This window comes from Streptomyces sp. NPDC006326 (assembly GCF_040612915.1).
GTDB lineage: Bacteria > Actinomycetota > Actinomycetes > Streptomycetales > Streptomycetaceae > Streptomyces.
The window spans coordinates 80,797-94,995 of the sequence record NZ_JBEXRC010000031.1 but is presented as its reverse complement, the minus strand read 5'-3'; the positions used below and the strand labels follow the sequence as shown (position 1 = coordinate 94,995).

Annotated in this window: 15 protein-coding genes; 6 read left to right on the top strand and 9 right to left on the bottom strand. The window is 72.8% G+C overall.

Going from position 1 to position 14,199, the window contains the following annotated elements; genetic code table 11:
- Positions 1-111: 111 nt before the first annotated feature.
- The 4 genes from ABZ128_RS23355 to ABZ128_RS23340 all read right to left on the bottom strand — a co-directional run bounded on the left by ABZ128_RS23355 (position 112) and on the right by ABZ128_RS23340 (position 3,623).
- Entirely contained in the window at positions 112-963 is an 852-nt protein-coding gene (locus tag ABZ128_RS23355; protein WP_356850721.1) for a 1,4-dihydroxy-6-naphthoate synthase, read from the bottom strand.
- Positions 956-1,678: a futalosine hydrolase gene (locus ABZ128_RS23350; protein ID WP_356850720.1), complete on the bottom strand. Its 723-nt coding sequence runs from the start codon at positions 1,676-1,678 to the stop codon at positions 956-958. The genes ABZ128_RS23355 and ABZ128_RS23350 overlap by 8 nt, the downstream gene beginning before the upstream one ends.
- An 11-nt stretch (positions 1,679-1,689) precedes the next feature.
- Positions 1,690-2,175: a DUF2771 domain-containing protein gene (locus tag ABZ128_RS23345; protein ID WP_356850719.1), complete on the bottom strand. Its 486-nt coding sequence runs from the start codon at positions 2,173-2,175 to the stop codon at positions 1,690-1,692.
- Positions 2,176-2,252: 77 nt separating this feature from the next.
- The gene (locus ABZ128_RS23340; RefSeq protein ID WP_356850718.1) at positions 2,253-3,623 is read right to left on the bottom strand and encodes an MFS transporter; all 1,371 of its coding nucleotides are present in this window, start codon (positions 3,621-3,623) and stop codon (positions 2,253-2,255) included.
- A 383-nt stretch (positions 3,624-4,006) separates the two neighbouring features.
- Here ABZ128_RS23340 and ABZ128_RS23335 point away from each other — a divergent pair, with 383 nt between their 5' ends.
- From ABZ128_RS23335 to thpR, 4 genes are all read left to right on the top strand, one after another.
- Positions 4,007-4,915 carry a DUF3027 domain-containing protein gene (locus tag ABZ128_RS23335; RefSeq protein WP_356850717.1) on the top strand — a complete coding sequence of 303 codons (909 nt, stop codon included), beginning with the start codon at positions 4,007-4,009 and terminating at the stop codon, positions 4,913-4,915.
- Between the two features lie 48 nt (positions 4,916-4,963).
- A complete protein-coding gene (locus ABZ128_RS23330; RefSeq protein WP_356850716.1) occupies positions 4,964-5,182 on the top strand; it encodes a hypothetical protein in 219 nt (72 codons plus the stop codon).
- Between the two features lie 137 nt (positions 5,183-5,319).
- Positions 5,320-6,810, top strand: a complete 1,491-nt coding sequence (locus ABZ128_RS23325) for an SPFH domain-containing protein (RefSeq protein ID WP_356850715.1) — start codon at positions 5,320-5,322, stop codon at positions 6,808-6,810.
- 65 nt (positions 6,811-6,875) lie between these two features.
- On the top strand, positions 6,876-7,445 hold the full coding sequence (thpR, locus tag ABZ128_RS23320; RefSeq protein WP_356850714.1) for an RNA 2',3'-cyclic phosphodiesterase: 570 nt from the start codon (positions 6,876-6,878) through the stop codon (positions 7,443-7,445).
- A gap of 191 nt (positions 7,446-7,636) precedes the next feature.
- Here thpR and ABZ128_RS23315 read toward each other — a convergent pair whose 3' ends face one another.
- Entirely contained in the window at positions 7,637-8,626 is a 990-nt protein-coding gene (locus tag ABZ128_RS23315; RefSeq protein WP_356850713.1) for an aldo/keto reductase, read from the bottom strand.
- Positions 8,627-8,693: 67 nt separating this feature from the next.
- Complete coding sequence (locus tag ABZ128_RS23310; RefSeq protein WP_356850712.1) at positions 8,694-9,380, bottom strand: GDSL-type esterase/lipase family protein; 687 nt, start codon at positions 9,378-9,380, stop codon at positions 8,694-8,696.
- 76 nt (positions 9,381-9,456) lie between these two features.
- On the opposite strand from ABZ128_RS23310, the gene ABZ128_RS23305 reads away from it, so the two are divergent.
- A complete protein-coding gene (locus ABZ128_RS23305; protein WP_356850711.1) occupies positions 9,457-10,482 on the top strand; it encodes a WD40 repeat domain-containing protein in 1,026 nt (341 codons plus the stop codon).
- Positions 10,483-10,533: 51 nt separating this feature from the next.
- Here the strand turns inward: ABZ128_RS23305 and ABZ128_RS23300 are convergent, their stop codons facing one another.
- Complete coding sequence (locus tag ABZ128_RS23300; RefSeq protein WP_356850710.1) at positions 10,534-11,892, bottom strand: MFS transporter; 1,359 nt, start codon at positions 11,890-11,892, stop codon at positions 10,534-10,536.
- A gap of 26 nt (positions 11,893-11,918) precedes the next feature.
- The gene (locus ABZ128_RS23295; protein WP_356850709.1) at positions 11,919-12,356 is read right to left on the bottom strand and encodes a MarR family transcriptional regulator; all 438 of its coding nucleotides are present in this window, start codon (positions 12,354-12,356) and stop codon (positions 11,919-11,921) included.
- 129 nt (positions 12,357-12,485) lie between these two features.
- Between ABZ128_RS23295 and ABZ128_RS23290 the strand changes: the two genes are divergently transcribed.
- Entirely contained in the window at positions 12,486-12,668 is a 183-nt protein-coding gene (locus ABZ128_RS23290) for a hypothetical protein (RefSeq protein WP_031146958.1), read from the top strand.
- Here the strand turns inward: ABZ128_RS23290 and ABZ128_RS23285 are convergent.
- On the bottom strand, positions 12,661-14,115 hold the full coding sequence (locus ABZ128_RS23285; protein ID WP_356850727.1) for an NCS2 family permease: 1,455 nt from the start codon (positions 14,113-14,115) through the stop codon (positions 12,661-12,663). The two genes, ABZ128_RS23290 and ABZ128_RS23285, sit on opposite strands and share 8 nt — an antisense overlap.
- Positions 14,116-14,199: the final 84 nt, after the last annotated feature.

Genomic DNA, 14,199 nt, shown 5'->3' with positions numbered 1-14,199 from the left:
ATCGGTTTTCCCAATCGCGGACGACCGCAGAGAATTTCGCAGTGTCGTTTTCGTAGTTGCAGGGGCCAGCCCCAGCCCCGCTCCTCCTCCGGAGGGGCGGGGCACCGCCGTTCAGGCGTGCGGGAAGGCGAGGGCGTCCGGCTTGATGGCCGGGACCAGGCCCTCCGCCGCGGCCCGCGTCAACAGGCCGCGCACCGCCGCGTACCCGTCGTCGCCGAGGTCGGCGGTGAACTCGTTGACGTAGAGCCCGATGTGCTGGTCGGCGACGGCCGGGTCCAGTTCCTGCGCGTGGGCGCGGACGTACGGGCGGGAGGCCTCCGGGTCGTCCCAGGCCATCCGGACCGAGGTGCGGGCGGAGGCGGCCAGCTCGTGGAGGGTCTCGGCGCCCAGCGAACGCTTGGCGATGATCGCGCCGAGCGGGATCGGCAGGCCGGTGGTGGTCTCCCAGTGCTCGCCCATGTCGGCGAGGCAGTGCAGCCCGTAGTCCTGATAGGTGAACCGGGCCTCGTGGATGACCAGTCCGGCGTCCACCCGCCCGTCGCGGACCGCGGGCATGATCTCGTGGAACGGCAGCACGACGACCTTGCCGACCGGCTCGGGGAGCACGTCCGCCGCCCACAGCCGGAAGAGGAGGTAGGCGGTGGAGCGTTCGCTCGGGACCGCGACCGTCTTCCCGGCGAGGTCCGTGCCCGGCTCGCGGGTGAGGACGAGCGGGCCGCAGCCGCGGCCCAGCGCGCCGCCGCAGGGCAGCAGCGCGTACTCGTCCAGGACCCAGGGCAGGACGGCGTACGACACCTTCAGCACGTCCAGCTCGCCGCGCTCGGCCATGCCGTTGGTGAGGTCGATGTCGGCGAAGGTGACGTCGAGGGCGGGCGCACCGGGGACGCGTCCGTGGGCCCAGGCGTCGAAGACGAAGGTGTCGTTCGGGCAGGGCGAGTAGGCGATCTTCAGTGCTTCACTCATGGCGTGCTCCCCAGATGGCGAGTACGGGTCCCAGGGCGCGGAAGCCCGCGGTGAGGGCCGCCAGGGCGTCCCCGATCCGCCAGGCGTCGCGGTCGCGGGGCCCGACGGCGTTGGACACGGCGCGGATCTCCAGGACCGGCAGCCCGTGCGCGGCGGCCGCCTCGGCGACGCCGAAGCCCTCCATGGCCTCCGCCCCGGCGAGGGGGTGGCGGGCGGCGAGGGCGGCGGCACTGGCGGCGGTGCCGGTGACGGTGGAGACGGTCAGTACGGGCGCGAGCAGCGCCCCGGTGGCCTCGGCTGCGCGGGCGGCGAGCTCGGCGGGCGGCAGGTGCACGCTGTGCCCGAAGCCGAGCGCCTGTACGTCGAGGAAGCCGTCGGGGGTCTCGGCCCCGAGGTCGGCGGCGACGATCGCGTCGGCGACGACGAGGGAGCCGGGCGGGGCGGCGGGCTGGAACCCGCCGCCGATGCCGGCCGAGACGACGAGGGAGTACTCGGCCAGCGCGAGCGCGGTGGCCGTGCCCGCGGCGGCGGCGGCCGGCCCCACGCCGCCGACGAGCACGTCGGCGGCGAGTCCGGGCAGATCACGCCGGTGGACGGGATAGCCCCCGGGCAGGGTGCGCGCCTCCGCCGTGACGGGGTCGTCCGGATGAGGGGTGAGACCCGCCGCGACGGAGTCTGCCTCCGCCGCCACCGCGGTCACGACGAGCGCGCGCACCGGCCGCGTGCCTACTTCAGCTTGATGTTGAAGGCCCAGACGGCGAGGGGCTTGCCGTCCTCGGCGACCTGGACGATGTTCAGCTTCTTGGAGGCCGGGGCCTCGCCCTGGCCGCCGGTGGCGAAGAGGTCGGCGCCGGGGAAGCTGCGGTAGGTGTTGGAGGAGGGCTCGGTGATCGGCTGGCCGTCCAGGACCGCCTGCCAGCGCTTGCCGTCCTCGACGACGTCGGGCTCGACACCGAGGCGCAGGGTGTCCCCGCGCCCGTACTTGAGCGTCTTGGCGTCCTTCAGGTCGGTGAGGCACTCCTGGACCTTGTCCATGGAGAGCTCCTTGCCGTCGTGGCAGGCGGCCTCGCTGGAAACCGACGTGCTGCCGACCGTCACGGTCGCCAGCGGCGTCGGCTTGTCGCAGGCGGAGAGAAGGAGGAGGCCGGCGGACACGGCTCCGAGGGCCGCGACGCTGCGGCGGCCCTTACCCGAGAAAAGGCGTGCGGTCATGAGCCGAAGGCTATCGGGCCACTTGCCCGCGCCGCAGCACGGGGTCCCGCCGACCTGCGGCGCGCCGCGGACACCCCCTACGCCACCCGGGGGCGCGAGGAGCCCGGGTGGTGGCGGGGAGAGGTGAGCAGGCCCCGCAGCGCCATCGTCGTGCCCGCCGCGACCACGACCGCGGCGACCGCCATGCCCAGCGCCCCGTTCAGCGGCAGCGCGATGCCGATCGCACCGCCCAGCACCCACGCCACCTGGAGCAGTGTTTCGGACCGGGCGAACGCCGAGGTCCGCACCGCCTCCGGCACGTCCCGCTGGATCATCGCGTCCAGGGAGAGCTTCGCCAGCGCCTGGCAGAAGCCCGCGGTGGCCCCCAGTACGGCCATGAACAGCCCGCTGAAGAAGACCGCCGCCAGGATCGCCACGCCCAGGGTCAGGGCGAGGACGGACGCGATGATGCCCTCGGGGGCCCTGGCCCGCAGCCAGGCCCCCACCGCCGTCCCGCACGCGTTGCCCACGCCCGCCGCGACGCCGACGATGCCGAGCGACACGGCCGCGCTCTGCCCCGCCAGCGGGTGCTCGCGCAGCAGGAACGCCAGGAAGAAGATCAGGAAGCCGGACAGCACGCGCATCGACGCGTTCGCCAGCAGGCCGCAGAGCACCGACCGGCTCACCGTGCGCAGCCCCGGTTTGCGCGAGTGCGCCTCGTGCGTGGAGAGCCGGGCGCGCCGCTCGCCCTTCGCCTCGTCCACCGTGTGGGGCAGCGTGGCCGCCGCCACCGTGCCCCACAGGAAGATCGCGCAGGCCCCGTACAGCGGCCACGGCGGCCCGATGGCGTGCAGGCCGGCCGCGACGGGCGCCGCCGCCCCCGTGGCCAGCAGGCCCGCCAGCGTGACCCGGGAGTTCGCCTTGACGAGGGAGAACCGCGGCGGGAGGAGGCGGGGGACCACGGCGCTGCGCACCACCCCGTACGCCTTGGACGCGACGAGCACCCCCAGCGCCGCCGGGTACAGCTCCAGTCCGCCCGTGGCCACCGCGCCCGACATCATCAGGGCGAGCAGGGCCCGCGTCAGCATCGCGCCCGCCATCGCGGCCCGCCGCCCGTGCGGCAACCGGTCCAACAGCGGGCCGATCACCGGGGCCAGCAGGGTGAAAGGGGCCATGGTGATGGCCAGGTACAGGGCGACCCGGCCGCGTGCCTCGTCCGTGGGTACCGAGAAGAACACCGTGGACGCCAACGCCACGGTGATCATCACATCGCCGGCGCCGTTGATGGCGTGCAGCTCGATCAGCTTGCCGAGGCCCGATTCGCCGGCCCCGTGCGCATGCGTGGCCCGCCTGATCCCGCGCGCCGTCCCCGTGATCGGGAAGTGCAGGGCACGCCCCAGGGCCCGGCCGGCCCGCCTGGCCGGTCCCGAGCCGTCACGGGACGACCGTACGGGTGCCACACTCGACATAGTGCCCCACGGACCCGTCCGGGTCCCGTCCCCGTCCCATCCCGGGCGCGTTCCGCCCCGGTCCCGTCCCGGCGCGTTCCGCCCCGGCCGGGTCGCCGTCGGGGCGCGGGGTTGTCCGCGAATCGGACCTTGCATGTGGGCCCAGGGCGTCGAAGGAGGTAGCGTGCGTAGCGCGCCACCGGCGGTTGCTCTTGGCCGCGCGCCTCTTCGCCATCCCGCAGAATGGATAGCAGGTAGGTGCGCCCGAGGCCGATCGGGTGCGGACGTCGACGCGGCCCTCTGGTCCGCTCCGCCCGCGCCACGTACGGACAGGACCGACGGGTCGTTCAGGACGACAGTACGGACGGCGCACTCGTGAGACGGCGTAGGAGAGAACGAGACCTGTGAGTGCTGCGACGACGCGAAGCCGTACCCCCGACCGCCTGTGCGCCGAGGCGGTAGACCTCGCCCGTGCGGCGGCAGAGGAAGCCGCCGCGCCCGGTGTGGTCGGCGAGCACGTCTCCGTCGTCGCCGAGGGCGACCGGGTCGTCACGCACTTCTTCGAGTGCAAGGACCCCGCCTACCGGGGCTGGCGCTGGGCCGTCACCGTGACGCGCGCCTCCCGCGCCAAGAACGTCACCCTCGACGAAACGGTGCTCCTTCCCGGCTCCGAAGCGCTGCTCGCCCCCGAGTGGGTGCCGTGGAGCGAGCGGCTGCGCCCGGGCGACCTCGGCCCCGGCGACCTGCTGCCCACCGACGCCGACGACCTGCGCCTGGAGCCGGGCTGGACGGGTGAGGACGCCCCGCCGCCGAACTCCGTCGTCTCCACCGAGATGGCCGAACTGGTGGAGGCGGAGGACGCCGACGTCACCGACCGCACCGTCGTGCCCGCCCGCGGCACCATCGCCGCCGTCGCCGAGGAGCTCGGCATGCGGCGCGCCCGGGTCCTGTCCCGGTACGGGCTGCACACCGCCGCCGACCGCTGGGACGAGTCCTTCGGCGCGAAGACCCCGATGGCCCAGGCCGCGCCCGCCTCCTGTGTGAGCTGCGGCTTTCTGGTGGCGATCGGCGGCTCCCTGGGCCAGGCCTTCGGTGTCTGCGCGAACGAGTTCAGCCCGGCCGACGGCCGGCTGGTGTCCCTGTCGTACGGCTGCGGCGGCCACTCGGAGGCCGCGGTCATGCCGAAGCCGCTGCGGCCCGCGCCGCCGGTCCTGGACTCGATGGCCGCGGACGAGTTCCCGCTGCGTCCGACGCCCGACACGGGCTCGGTCCCCTCGGCCGACCTCCCGTCCGCGGACCTCGGCCACTCCTGATCCCGCACGGCCGGTCCCTCCCCCGGGGCGGCGGCGTACGCTCGCCGCATGGGGGAGAGCGACATGGTGGGGCTGGACGGCCGGGTGACCGGGACGGTGGGGCCCGGGCTCGTCGGTGAGGTGATCGTGCGCATCCGGGGCGGCGCCGAGCACTTCCTCGCGTACCCGGCGCCGGGGACGGGCCGGCTGGCGGTCGGGACGGTGGTGACGGTCGTCGAACACCTGCCGCCGCGCACGGTGTACGTGATGGCGGCGTACGACAACTGAGCCGGGTCCGGCACCGCCTGCGACGTGTACGTATCAAGATGGCGACAAGAATCCCCTGACGTCTTCTTCACGCGCCCGGGCAGGCGCAGACTCGCCCCGTCGGTGTCGAACGGCACCGCGATAAGGGGGCGTTGCCGATGTCTGTCGGCGTCGTGGCGGGAATCGTTCTCGCCGCAGTTCTTGCCTTGGTCGGCCTGTTCAAGCTCATGTGGCGGGTGGCCGAACCGAACGAGGCACTTGTCATCTCCGGTTCCACGCACAAGACCGAAGGCCTCGGCGAGGGCATGGGGTTCCGGATCGTCACGGGCCGCGGAACCCTCGTACTGCCCGGGGTGCAGGCGGTGCGGAAGCTGTCGCTGGACCTCAACGAGACCCAGCTGAACGTGGATTGCGTCACCCACCAGGGCATCCCGCTGAGGGTGAAGGGCGTGGTCATCTTCAAGATCGGCGACGACCTGGTGTCCATCGCCAATGCCGCCCGCCGCTTCTTGGACCAGCAGAAGATGATGCCGGAGCGGGTGCACATCGTCTTCGCCGGCCATCTGCGGTCCATCGTGGGCGGGTTGACGGTCGAGGACATGATCCGCGACCGGGAGAAGCTGACCGGGCAGACCCGGGCGGCCTGCGGTACGGAGATGGAGAAGCTCGGCCTGATCGTCGACTCGTTGCAGATCCACGAGATCGAGGACCCGACCGGCTACATCAAGAACCTGGCGATGCCGCACGCCGCGGCCGTCCAGCGGGACGCGCGCATCGCGCAGGCCGAGGCGAACCGGCTCGCCACCGAGGCCGAGCAGACCGCCTTCGCACGGATGGCGGAAGCCACCCGGGACAGCGAGATCCTCCAGGCCGGCTACCAGGCCGAACGGGACAAGGCCGCGGCCGCCGCCCGGCAGGCCGGACCGCTGTCCGAGGCGGCGGCGCGCCAGGAGGTCGTCGTCCAGGAGACGCGGGTCGCGGAGCTGGAGGCGCACCGGCGCGAGCAGCAGCTCCAGGCGGACGTGCGCAAACCGGCCGACGCGGCGGCGTACGAGACCCGGACCCGGGCCGAGGCCGAACGCGACGCCCGGATCTCCGCGGCGCAGGCCAAGGCGAAGGAGACGGAGCTCGCGGCGGCGGCCGAGGCGACCCGGGTGACGACGGCGGCGACCGCGGACGCGGCGGCGACGGAGGCCCGCGGGCTCGCGGCCGCGAAGGCGACCCGGGCCACCGGTGAGGCGGAGGCGGCGGCGACGCAGGCCAAGGGGCTCGCGGTGGCGGCCTCCGCGAAGGCGAAGGGCCTGGCCGAGGCCGAGGCGATCAAGGCGCGGGCCGCGGCCCTGGCGGAGAACCAGGAAGCGGTCGTCGCGCAGCAGCTCGCCGAGAACTGGCCGGCGATCGTGGAGGCGGGCGCGGGCGCCTTCGGGAACGTGGAGCACATGGTGCTGCTGAACGGCGCCGAGGGCATGTCGGAGATGTTCGCGAAGGCGCTGACGATGGGCGGCACCGGCCTCGGCCTGGCCCGTCAGCTGCTGGCGTCGATGTCCGGGCCCGACGCCGCGCCGCCCCGTCCCGGCGCCGCACCGGGGGCCCCGGTGAACGGCACGAAGCCGGCCCCGCCGCAGCAGATCCCGATCGCGGAGGCGTAGGGCCTGGCCTGAAGACGGGCCCCGACCCCGGGCCGGGGCTGCCGGGGGACGCTAGGCTCCGCGGCATGAGGCTGTTTGCCGCGGTGCTGCCGCCCCCGGAGGCGCTGGACGAGCTGCGCAGGGCCGTGCAGGCCGTGCGGGAGGACCTGGCCGGCCGGGACGACCGGATCCGCTGGACCTCGGATGCGGGCCGGCACTTCACGCTCGCCTTCATGGGCGAGGTGGACGATCCGGTCCTGCCGGACCTGCGGGCCCGGCTCGCCCGGGCGGCCGAGCGGACCGACCCCTTCCCGCTGCGCCTGCACGGCTGCGGACACTTCGGCGACCGCGCCCTGTGGGTCGGCGCGGCGGGCGGCATCGACACGATGCGGATGCTCGCCGAGCGGGCCGACGCGGCCGCCCGCCGGGCCGGGGTGCCGATGGAGCAGCACCGCCGGTACACCGCCCACCTCACCCTGGGCCGCAGCCACGGCGGCGCCGACCTGCGCCCGTACCTGGACGCCCTGAAGGGCTTCGAGGGCAGTCCCTGGCAGGTCGGCGAACTGAGCCTGGTCCGCAGCAACCTGCCGACCGGCGGGATCCCCGGCGAACAGCCCCGCTACGAGGTCGTCGCCGCCTGGCCGCTCGGCCGCTGACCACGGGCCGCCGGCCACACGTTAGGCTCGACGGGTGGATCCCAAGACCCGTAACCGTGTGATGGCCGGTGTGCTCGTGCTGATGTTCGTCGTGGTGGCCGTGGCGGCCGCCGTAGGCCAGTAGCCGGCCCGCGGCATCCGCCGCGGCCCGGCCACCGCCCGGCCGACGGCCACCAGGCGGAGGCCGTCCGCTACCAGGCGAAGGCCTCCGGCGCCGGACCCGGCCCCGGGAAGACCTCATCGAGGCCCGTCAGGACCTCCTGCGAGAGCTCCAGCTCCACCGCCCGCAGCGCGGAGGCGAGCTGCTCCGCCGTACGCGGCCCCACGATCGGCCCGGTGACCCCCGGCCGCGTGAGCAGCCAGGCCAGCGCCGCCTCGCCCGGCTCCAGGCCGTGCTTGTCGAGCAGGTCCTCGTAGGCCTGCACCTGCGCCCGCACCTCGGTGTTGGCCAGCGCGTCCGCGGAGCGTCCGGAGGCCCGTCGGCCGCCCTCGACCTCCTTCTTGATGACGCCGCCGAGGAGCCCGCCGTGCAGCGGGGACCACGGGATGACGCCGAGCCCGTACTCCTGGGCGGCCGGGATGACCTCCATCTCGGCGCGCCGCTCGGCCAGGTTGTAGAGGCACTGCTCGCTGACCAGCCCGACGGAGCCGCGCCGGGCTGCGGTCTCGTTGGCCTGGGCGATCTTGTACCCGGGGAAGTTCGAGGACCCGGCGTACAGCACCTTCCCCTGCTGGATCAGGACGTCGACGGCCTGCCAGACCTCCTCGAAGGGGGTGTTCCGGTCCACGTGGTGGAACTGGTAGAGGTCGATGTAGTCGGTGTTCAGGCGCTTCAGGCTGGCCTCGACGGCCCGCCGGATGTTCAGCGCCGACAGGCGGTCGTAGTTGGGCCAGGACTCGCCTTCGGGGGCCATGCCGCCGTAGACCTTGGTGGCCAGGACCGTCTTGTCCCGGCGGCGGCCGCCCTGGGCGAACCAGGTGCCGATGATCTCCTCGGTGCGGCCCTTGTTCTCACCCCAGCCGTAGACATTGGCCGTGTCGAAGAAGTTGATGCCGGCGTCCAGGGCCGCGTCCATGATGGCGTGGCTTTCGGGCTCTCCCGTGAGGGGGCCGAAGTTCATGGTGCCGAGTACGAGTCGGCTGACCTTGAGACCGGTGCGTCCGAGCTGTGTGTACTTCATGGGGCACTAGCCAACTGCTTCGAGTGCACTCCAGGCAAGGCCCCGCGGGGACGGCGGTGTTGCGCGGCTACGGCGCCGGGCGGTAGGGGGCGCCGATGCCCCAGGCCTGGTGCAGGACCGCCGCGAACTCGCCCGCCAGCCGGTGCTCGCCGGAGGCGTTGGGGTGGGTGCCGTCGTAGGTGTCCTGGTGGATCTCGTACGCGTGCGGGCGCGCGCCCAGCAGGATCGGGGAGGCGGGCGTGGACAGGTCGGCGACCGCCTTCGCCAGGAGCTCGTTGAACCGCGCGACCTCGGCGGCGAAGGGCGCGTCGGACTCGGCCCGGACGTTCGGTATGACCGGGAGCAGCACCATCCGTATGCCCGGACGGGCGGCGCGGGCCTCCGCGATGAAGCGGCGGGCGTTGGCGGCGGTCTCGGTGGCCGCGGTGTAGAAGCCGAGGTCGATCAGCCCGAGGGAGACGAGCAGGACGTCGGCCTTGCCGGAGCGGCAGGCGGGCCCGATGAGCGGGACCATGTGCTGCCAGCCCTCGCCCCAGCCGGCGAGGTGGCGGCGGGCGTGGTCGGGGAAGCCGGGGTCGGCGTACTCGTGGCTGGTGGGCGCGCCCGCGAAGGTGTCGTAGACCTCGCTGCGCGGGCCGACGATCTTGTAGGGGCCGCCGAAGGTGGCGTTGAGGTGCTGCCACATCCGGTAGCGCCAGGTGTAGTCGCCGGCGCGTCCGATGGTCATGGAGTCGCCGACGAACATGAAACGCATCCGGTCATCATCGCGGATCGCACGGCGTGAGCCCCTGTGATGCCGGACACGCACGGGGTGCTGGCAGGCTTGGTGCATGCGCCTGTTGCCGTCGACCGTTGCCCTGTGTGCCGCCACCGTCCTTGCCGTGCTGCCGGGTTCGGCGGTGGCGGCGCAGTCCCCGGGGGCGGGAGCCACCGGTTTCACGATCACCGACCCGCGGATCAAGGAGTCGAGCGGGCTGGCGGCCAGCCGGATCCACCCCGGCGTGTACTGGACGCACAACGACAGCGACGACGGCCCGTACGTGTACGCCGTGGACGCGGCGACCGGGAAGACGGTGGCCCGCGTGACGCTGACCGGGATCGGGACGCCGCGCGACGTGGAGGCGATCTCGCTCGGGCCGGACGGGCAGTTGTACGTCGGCGACATCGGCGACAACCTGAACGGCAGCTGGGACCACGTGTGGATCTACCGCTTCCCGGAGCCGAAGCAGCTCGCCGACGCCACCGTCAAGGCGGAGCAGTTCACCGTGCGGTACGCGGACGGGGCGCGCAACGCGGAGGCGCTGATGGTGCATCCGGTGACGGGGCGGGTCTACATCGCGAGCAAGAGCGAGGACAAGGGCGGCCTGTACGAGGGCCCGGAGCGGCTGTCGACCTCGGGGCCGAACGTGTTCCGGCGGGTGGCGGACGTCCCCTGGGTGACCGACGGGGCGTTCTCCCCGGACGGCGGGCACCTCGCGCTGCGCGGGTACTTCTGGGCGCGCTCCTATCCGTGGAAGGACGGGCGGCCGCAGGGCGAGGGGGAGCGGGTCGACGCGCCGTGGCAGGGGCAGGCGGAGTCGGTGACGTACTCGGCGGACGGGTCCACACTGCTGTTCGGCTCGGAGGGGGAGGGGAGCCGGGTGGTGGCGGTCCCGGTGAAGGCGTCCGCCGCCGGCGGCCCCTCGGCCGGCCCGTCGGCCGGGGCCGGCGCCGCCCAGGGCGGCCAGGGCGGCCAAGGGGGCCAGGGCGGGAGCCTCCCCCAGGGCGGGAGCTTCCCGAAGGGCGCGGCGGTGCTGGTGGTGGGGACGGTGCTGGTGCTGGCCGGGAAGCGGCTGCTGTCGCGCCGGCGCTCCTGACCGGGCGCCGCCGCCGGGCCGGGCCCGAGGGGGGCCGGCCCGGTGCGGCGGTCAGGCCGCCGTCGTCAGGGTCTGGCGGGACGGGACGAAGGCCACCCCGTGGCGGCTCACGCTCAGGCGGAGGTTGCCCACCCGGGACAGGACCACCGCGATCACCGCGGCGGCGGCCAGCGAGACCGCTCCGCCCGCCGCCATGCCGATCCGCGCCCCGTAGGTGTCGGTCACCCAGCCGACCAGCGGTGCGCCGATCGGGGTGCCGCCCGTGAACACCATCATGAACAGGGCCATCACCCGGCCCCGCATCTCGGGATCGGTGGCCATCTGGACGCTGGAGTTCGCCGTGACGTTGACCGTCAGGCCGAAGATCCCGAGCGGCACCAGCAGCGCCGCGAACAGCCAGAAGCCGGGCGCGAACGCCGTCACCAGCAGCAGCGCCGAGAAGAGCAGCGCCGCCGTCACCAGCAGGCGCAGCCGCGAGTGGCCGCGCCGGGCGGCCAGCAGGGCGCCGGCCAGGGAGCCCGCCGCGATCAGCGTGTTGAAGAGGCCGTAGGTGCCCGCGTCCCCGTGGAACACGTGGTCCACGAAGGCCGACAGCCAGATCGGGAAGTTGAACCCGAAGGTCCCGATGAAGCCGACCAGCACGATCGGCCAGATCAGCTCGGGCCGTCCCGCGACGTACCGCAGGCCCTCCCGCAGCTGCCCCTTGGCCCGCGGCTGCGGCTGCACGGGGTGCAGTTCGTTCGTACGCATCAGCAGCAGGCCGGCCAGGGGCGCCGCGAAGGACAGCCCGTTCAGCAGGAAGGCCCAGCCGGAGCCCACGGCGGTGATCAGCACGCCGGCCAGCGCCGGGCCGACCAGCCGCGCGGACTGGAAGTTCGCCGAGTTCAGCGAGACCGCGTTGGCGACCTGCGCGGGGCCGACCATCTCGGAGACGAACGTCTGCCGCGCCGGGTTGTCCACGACGGTGACCAGGCCGAGCAGGAAGGCCGCCAGGTACACGTGCCAGACCTGGACGTGTCCGGCCAGGGTGAGCGCGGCGAGGGCGATGCCGGTCAGGCCCATCGCGCTCTGGGTGGCGAGCAGCAGCGGCCGCTTGGCGAGGCGGTCGGCGAGTACGCCTCCGTAGAGGCCGAAGAGCATCATCGGCAGGAACTGCAGCGCGATGGTGATGCCGACGGCGGAGGCCGAGCCGGTCAGGGACAGGACCAGCCAGTCCTGGGCGATGCGCTGCATCCAGGTGCCGGTGTTCGAGACGGCCTGTCCCAGGGCGAAGAGCCGGTAGTTCCGGATCTTCAGCGAGCTGAACATCCCCCGGCCGCCGGGAGGGGCTGCCGGGTTCCTGCTCGCGGAGCGAGTGGTAGAGGTGGATATGTGGCCGGGTGCGGAGTCTGCTCCGTTTCCCGTACTCAAAAGCGTTCGCCTCCTGGCGTCGTTCCTTACAAGTGCGCGAGCTTCTCCAGGACGGGCGCGGCCTCGCGCAGCTTGGCCCATTCGTCCTCGGTGAGCTCGGCCGCGAGCCCGGCCAGGAACGCGTTGCGCTTGCGGCGGCTCTCTTCGAGCATCGCCTCGGCCTCCGCGGTCTGGCTGACCACCTTCTGGCGGCGGTCGTCGGGGTGCGGCTCCAGCCGGACCAGGCCCTTGGCCTCCAGCAGCGCCACGATGCGGGTCATCGACGGCGGCTGGACGTGCTCGCGCCGGGCCAGCTCACCGGGGGTGGCCTGGCCGCAGCGGGCGAGGGTGCCGAGGACCGACATCTCGGTCGGGCTCAGCGATTCGTCGACGCGCTGGTGCTTGAGGCGTCGGCCCAGCCGCATGACGGCGGAGCGGAGGTCGTTCACGGCGGCAGCATCGTCGCCATGGGCAAGGTCGGGCATGTACTTAGAATAACTCATTACTCTCGCTAAGAAACACCGGTTTACGCCGCGCACGGCCATCACTCATACGGGTGAGTCGGCCGCGGAAAGTGACACGCGTCCACGGCCCGTGCCACGACCCTTTCGGGCATGGGGACACATGTGCTGAGCATGCGCATAGACGGGGAGCTGCTCGAACGCCTCCGGACTCACGCCGCCAAACGCGGAATGAGCGTCCAGGACTACGTGGTCCGGACGCTCATTCGCGATGACTTCGACGAGCGCTTCAAGGCGGCCGTCGACGAGACGGAGAAGTTCTACGGGCTTACGTGAGGCCGAGCGCCGGCATCGCGTAGTAGAAGACGAACACGGCCGACACCACGTACATGGCCACCGGAACCTCCCGGCCGCGGCCGGTCGCCGCCCGCAGCACGCAGAAGCTGATGAAGCCGAGGCCGATGCCGTTGGTGATCGAGTAGGTGAACGGCATCATCACCATGGCCAGGAAGGCCGGGACGGCGATGGTGAAGTCGCTCCAGTCGATGTCCTTGACCGAGCCCGCCAGGATCAGGAAGCCGACCGCCACGAGGGCGGGCGTGGCGGCCTGCGAGGGGACCATGGTGGCGAGCGGCGTCAGGAAGAGCGCCACCCCGAAGAGGGCGCCGGTCACCACGTTCGCCAGGCCCGTACGCGCGCCTTCGCCGACACCGGCCGTGGACTCCACGAAGCAGGTGGTGGCCGAGGAGGAGGTCGCGCCGCCGGAGGCGACGGCCAGGCCGTCGATCAGCAGGACCTTGTTGATGCCGGGGAAGTTGCCGTCCTTGTCGATCAGCTTGGCCTCGTCGCCGACGCCGAGGATCGTGCCCATCGCGTCGAAGAAGCAGGACAGCAGCACGGTGAAGACGAAGAGGATGCCGGTCAGCACCCCCACCTTGCCGAAGCCGCCGAACAGGCTGACCTGGCCGACGAGGCCGAAGTCGGGCGCGGCCACCGGGTTGCCCGGCCACTCGGGCACGGTCAGGCCCCAGCCCGAGTCGGGCAGCTCGGCGACCAGCTGGACGGCCACGGCGACGACGGTCATGGCGACGATGGAGATCAGGATCGCGCCGGGGGTCTTGCGGATCAGCAGGGCGAGGGTCAGCAGGACGCCGACGACGAAGATCAGCACCGGCCAGCCGTGCAGATGGCCGTCCGTGCCGAGCTGGAGCGGCACGGTGGTGTGGGCGGCGTCCGGGATGCGCGAGACGAAGCCCGAGTCGACCAGGCCGATCAGCATGATGAACAGGCCGATGCCGATGGCGATGCCCTTGCGCAGGCCCTGCGGGACGGCGTTCATGACCCGCTCGCGCAGGCCGGTGGCGACCAGCAGCATCACCACGAAGCCGGCCAGGACCACCATGCCCATGGCGTCGGGCCAGCTCATGCGGGGGGCGAGCTGGAGGGCCACGACCGTGTTCACGCCGAGGCCCGCGGCGAGCGCGATGGGGACGTTGCCGATGACGCCCATGAGGACGGTGGTGAAGGCCGCGGTCAGGACGGTGGCGGTGACGAGCTGGCCGCCGTCGAGCTGGTGCCCGTACATGTCCTTCGCGCTGCCCAGGATGATCGGGTTGAGCACGATGATGTACGCCATCGCGAAGAAGGTGGCGAAACCGCCGCGGACCTCGCGGGCGACGGTCGAGCCGCGCTCGGAGATCTTGAAGTAGCGGTCGAGGCCGGAAGTGCCCCGGGGGGTGGGGGCCGGGGGAGTGTCCGCGGGGGCGGGGGCCGACGTGCTCATACGGTCCTCAACGCTCATTGGGGGTTCCTACGAGGAAAATGGGCCGAGCCCAAACCGTTTCAGTATGAACACATGAGCGAAAGC